Source organism: Streptomyces sp. SID5785 (genome assembly GCF_009870065.1).
Classification (GTDB): domain Bacteria; phylum Actinomycetota; class Actinomycetes; order Streptomycetales; family Streptomycetaceae; genus Streptomyces.
This window is the reverse complement of the sequence record NZ_WWIA01001000.1, coordinates 1-1,511: the sequence shown is the minus strand read 5'-3', so window position 1 is coordinate 1,511 and position 1,511 is coordinate 1. Positions and strand designations below refer to the sequence as shown.

Genomic DNA, 1,511 nt, shown 5'->3' with positions numbered 1-1,511 from the left:
AGGGGCCGGGGGCGGGGGCGTCGGCCGGGGCCGGGGCCGGGGCGGACAGGGAGGACGGCGGGGAACGGCAGGGGGTCAGCCGTGCATGTGTGCGCCCTTGAGCACCTTGTCCACGGCGTTGCGCGGGCCGTACACGGCGATCCCCACGAGATCCAGGCCGTCGGTCCCGACGGCCCGGACCGCGGCACGGTTGTCCCGGTCGTTGCCGGTCGCGAACAGGTCCGACGTGAACACCGCCCGCGGCAGCGCCCGGCGCAGCGCCCGCTCGTGCGCGGCCCTCAGCGTCTCCTTGCCGCCCTCGAAGACCAGCACGGGCTGGCGGAACATCGGCAGGTACGGGACCCCGTCGGCGTCCTCGTACGGCTCCCCCACCACCTCGGGCAGCTGCGTACCGAGCCCGCTGACCAGGAACGCCGTCACGTTCAGCCGCTGCCAGGTCTCCAGGTCGTCCCGGAGCAGAACCGCGATCTTGGTGTCGAAGCGGACGGGGGCGGGGGCCGCGCCGCCCGCGTCGGCTGCGGGCTGGGGGTGCGGTACGGGCGGGGTCGTGGTCGTGGACGGGGTCGCCGGCGGGGTCTCGGTGTTCATGCAGTGAGACTGCCGGGCCCGGGCGGGTCCGGTCTTGTACGTTTTTTGCATGGCCGGCGGCGGCTCCCCTGGCGAGGAGATCAGCGCGTGGCGTCCACGGGTCGAGGGCGTCGCGGAGGTCTTCCACGCCCACTTCACACGGCACGCGTACCCGATGCACGTGCACGACACGTGGACCCTGCTCATCGTCGACGAGGGCGCGGTCCGCTACGACCTCGAACGGCACCCGCACGGCACCCCGCTCGGCACCGTGTCGCTGCTGCCGCCGCAGGTCCCGCACAACGGGTCGGCCGCGACGCCGCACGGGTTCCGCAAGCGGGTGCTCTATCTCGACGCGGCCGAGGGCGGGCTGCTCGACACGTCGTTCATCGGCCCGGCCGTGGACAACCCCGATCTCACCGACCCGCTCCTGCGGCGCCGCATCGGACAGCTGCACGCGGCGCTGGCCCACCCCGGGGACGAACTGGAGGCGGCGGCGCGGCTGACGTTCGTCGCGGAGCGGCTGCGGGAGCGGCTCCGGCCGGGGCTCGCCGGGCAGCCGCGGCCCGGCCCCGACCGGCGCCTCGCGGTCGCCCTGCGGGAACTGCTGGACGAGCGGATCGTGGCGGGGGTGGGGCTGGCCGAGGCGGCGGGGGTGCTGCATGCGCATCCGGCGCATCTGGTGCGGTCGTTCGGGGCGGCGTACGGGATCGCCCCGCACCAGTACCTGACGGCGCGGCGGATCGACCGGGCGCGGGGGCTGCTGCTCGACGGGGTGCCGGCGGGTGAGGTGGCCGTGTCCACGGGCTTCCACGACCAGCCCCATCTGACCCGCCACTTCAAACGCATCGTGGGCATGCCCCCGACCCGCTACGCCCGATCGGGCCCCGGCCCCGGCCCGGGCCCGGCGTGACCCCGCCAGGGGCGCGGGGAACTGCGCGACC

Annotated in this window: 2 protein-coding genes; one reads left to right on the top strand and one right to left on the bottom strand. The window is 75.4% G+C overall.

All coding sequences use genetic code 11. The features are described from left to right. Positions 1-75: 75 nt before the first annotated feature. Complete coding sequence (locus GTW43_RS32500; RefSeq protein ID WP_161305559.1) at positions 76-588, bottom strand: DUF2000 domain-containing protein; 513 nt, start codon at positions 586-588, stop codon at positions 76-78. 49 nt (positions 589-637) lie between these two features. On the opposite strand from GTW43_RS32500, the gene GTW43_RS32495 reads away from it, so the two are divergent. Continuing rightward, positions 638-1,480 (top strand): AraC family transcriptional regulator, encoded by an 843-nt coding sequence (locus GTW43_RS32495; protein ID WP_161305558.1) that lies wholly within the window; start codon positions 638-640, stop codon positions 1,478-1,480. The last annotated feature ends 31 nt before the right edge of the window (positions 1,481-1,511 follow it).

Excerpts from the sequence above, each read along its gene's own strand:
- GTW43_RS32500 (WP_161305559.1), bottom strand. The coding sequence starts at position 588 with ATGAACACCGAGACCCCGCCGGCGACCCCGTCCACGACCACGACCCCG.
- GTW43_RS32495 (WP_161305558.1), top strand. The coding sequence starts at position 638 with ATGGCCGGCGGCGGCTCCCCTGGCGAGGAGATCAGCGCGTGGCGTCCA.